This is a genomic window from Pontibacterium sp., assembly GCF_041587635.1.
GTDB lineage: Bacteria > Pseudomonadota > Gammaproteobacteria > Pseudomonadales > Balneatricaceae > Pontibacterium.
In genome coordinates this window covers 1-2,307 of the sequence record NZ_JBFGYC010000605.1, presented here as the reverse complement: position 1 = coordinate 2,307, position 2,307 = coordinate 1, and the positions used below count along the sequence as shown (strand labels likewise).

General features: G+C 46.5%; 2 protein-coding genes, 1 tRNA gene and 1 pseudogene. 3 read left to right on the top strand and 1 reads right to left on the bottom strand.

Features of this window, described 5'->3' with window-relative positions:
* The 3 genes and pseudogenes from ABYW01_RS19700 to ABYW01_RS19690 form a co-directional block, all read left to right on the top strand.
* The coding region (locus ABYW01_RS19700; protein WP_372836086.1) for a sigma-70 family RNA polymerase sigma factor at positions 1–314 on the top strand (314 nt) is incomplete at its 5' end.
* 65 nt (positions 315–379) lie between these two features.
* Positions 380–456: transfer RNA gene (locus tag ABYW01_RS19695), tRNA-Ile, on the top strand.
* A 551-nt stretch (positions 457–1,007) separates the two neighbouring features.
* Positions 1,008–1,409, top strand: a pseudogene (locus tag ABYW01_RS19690) (3-hydroxyacyl-CoA dehydrogenase NAD-binding domain-containing protein); the annotation flags it as partial.
* A 184-nt stretch (positions 1,410–1,593) separates the two neighbouring features.
* Here ABYW01_RS19690 and ABYW01_RS19685 read toward each other — a convergent pair.
* Positions 1,594–2,307 (bottom strand): transposase (locus ABYW01_RS19685; protein WP_372836084.1); only part of this gene is annotated, 714 nt, incomplete at its 5' end.

Sequence of the window (2,307 nt, the reverse complement as noted above, 5' to 3'; positions counted from 1 at the left end):
CTATTGGTGACGATGAAGACTCCAGCCTGGGTGATTTCATAGAAGATGTCACCATTGACTCTCCTGTCGACTCTGCGACAGGAGAAGGCTTACGCGAAGCAACCAAGGAAGTACTCTCTGGACTGACGGCTCGCGAATCTAAAGTACTGCGCATGCGCTTTGGTATCGATATGAACACTGACCATACTCTGGAAGAGGTTGGTAAGCAGTTTGACGTTACCCGTGAGCGTATTCGTCAGATCGAAGCAAAAGCACTTCGTAAGCTACGTCACCCAAGCCGTTCCGAGCACCTTCGCAGCTTCCTCGACGAATAATTTTCCTTTTAATTCAGCGTATTGCGCCAATGATATCTATCAGGGTATCATTGGCGTCGCATTTCGGGCCTATAGCTCAGTTGGTTAGAGCAGCGGACTCATAATCCGTTGGTCGCAGGTTCAAGTCCTGCTGGGCCCACCACTTCTACACAATATATTCCTCTCCACCCATCAAGCCCTTAATTCACACGCTAGAAGAGTAGGCATATTCGCGCGCCCAATACCTGAGAACCCTCCCCATACGTTCTAATCATCAATTAGCCCGCTATAACATTCAGAAATAATTCCATCTACATATAACACCATCGCCTAGTTCTGCTTTATATAGTTTTGTTCCTCCGACCCATATCAATCGCGATACTTCGTTAACTATTGCTCCTGCATCACTAATATAAAGAAACAACATCACTACAAATTAATGCAGGAAGTTAATTTAATGAATTTTCATTCGATTATTTAACTCCGCCCTGTATAACATGACATAGAATTTAAACATGCAGCTGGTAATTTGAAGTGATACGCTAGATCAATATCTTGGCTTTTCTCACTTGCAGACGGGACTACAACCGTAGAATATATGCAAATACGTTGAGACGGGCACAGATATAGTTTTGATCCTCTGTCGAATTTAATTATGGTTTCGCGTCTGTAGAGGCATGGCCTTCACACCTTTGTCGTTGTTAAGGAAATAGAATGAAAGTTACAGTTTTTGGTATTGGATACGTTGGCTTAGTGCAGGCCACCATCTTTGCGGAGTTGGGTCATGAAGTAGTCTGCGTTGACGTTGATGAAGCCAAGATTAGCAATCTGAAACAGGGAATAATTCCAATTTATGAGCCTGGCCTGACACCGCTGGTTGAGAAAAACTATGCTGCAGGTCGCCTACACTTCACCACGGACGCGCAAGAAGGGGTAGAACACGGGAAAGTACAGTTTATTGCCGTAGGCACACCACCCGATGAAGATGGTTCAGCCGATCTCAAATACGTTTTGGCTGTAGCCAAGACTATCGCTACATACATGAACGAACCTCGCATTATTGTTGATAAATCAACTGTCCCAGTTGGAACAGCAGACCGGGTTTCAGCTCAGCTACAAGCAACGAGGCTGTCGGATTAGACATTTAAACGTAATAACATCCATCTACCACAGCCCTATCCTGTTTGTTTTAGCTGTAGCGCTTTGCCCGGAGCGGTTGGTTATTTACTCCCCAGCTCAAACACGCTGTATTTATCTTTTCATCCCAATAATGGCCACTATCCCAGCCATATAAGGCCACCTAATGCCTTATTTTCCCTTGGGTCGCGATCTTCTCGATATTGTGCACCATGCAGTACATCAACCACTGGGCATTAACCTTGTTTTTGCCTCTGAGCGAGAAGCGCTTCAGGCCTTTATTCGTTTCTAAATTACCGAACACCGGTTCGACTGTGCCCAACCGTTTACTATAAACATGTCGACCCATCGGACTGTCGATCTTCTCTTTCATTCGGTCCATGAAGCTGACTTCAGGTTGGCTCTTCTTGGGGTAAAAGCTTACCTGCCGCCCTTCCTGCTGATTCGGTTTCCTCAGACATTTTCCTTTCAGCGGACAGATGCGGCACTGTTTTCGGTAGCCCTGAAAGCGGATCACATCACGCCCCTCAATCTTCCCTTTTAGATTCATCCACATTGCATTCCCCGCCGGGCAACGACACGTTTCAGTCACCGGATCGTAATCGAAGTCGGCGGGGATAAAACGGCTTATGCGATTGCCCCGCTCTTTCCGACGTTTTGCCTGTTGTTCCTTATACGTTGTCGAGTCGATAAAGCGTGGATCGCGTTTTCGGAACTGGTTATCGGCTATATATCCGTCGATACCCAGGCGATAAATCATCTTCATATTGGCTTCGCTATGGAAGCCGCTATCGGCGGTAATCTGAGCGGTTTTGAGGATCTGCGTATCGGGCTTATTGAACGCTCGGAACTGCCGCCGGATACCAAAGAGCATTGG